This window comes from Geobacillus sp. ZGt-1, assembly GCF_001026865.1.
GTDB lineage: Bacteria > Bacillota > Bacilli > Bacillales > Anoxybacillaceae > Geobacillus > Geobacillus thermoleovorans.
Map to the genome: position 1 here is coordinate 1 of NZ_LDPD01000083.1, position 482 is coordinate 482.

Annotated in this window: 1 protein-coding gene; it reads left to right on the plus strand. The window is 34.6% G+C overall.

Annotated elements, in window-relative coordinates:
* Positions 1 to 482 (plus strand): restriction endonuclease subunit S (locus tag VU18_RS15660; protein ID WP_173426833.1); only part of this gene is annotated, 482 nt, incomplete at both ends.

The window sequence follows — 482 nt, forward strand, 5'->3', positions numbered from 1 at the left end:
GTGCCGGGGAATTGGGTGTGGGTTCGTTTAAAACATTTGGTTGATTTTTTTAGTGGTTCAGCATTTCCGAATCAGTATCAAGGATATAATGATTTAGAAATCCCGTTTTATAAGGTAGGGAATCTTAAAGATACTGATTCTAATTACTATATTTACAGTGAAGAAAATACTATTTCTGAAGAAATAAGAGTCAAGTTAAAAGCAAAAAAAGTTCCAAAAGACACTATTCTGTTTGCTAAAATTGGAGAAGCTATAAGACTGAATAGACGCGGTTTAGTTCCGAAGCCAGCATGTATTGATAACAACTTAATGGGGGTTAAATCGAATGAGAATATACTTGACAATAAACTTTTATTATACTGGTCTCTTAAAGAAGATTTTTACAAATATTCTCAAGCTACTGCAGTGCCATCAATTAGAAAAAGCACGTTAGAAGCAATCGCTTTCCCACTGCCTCCCCTAAACGAACAAAAACGCATCGC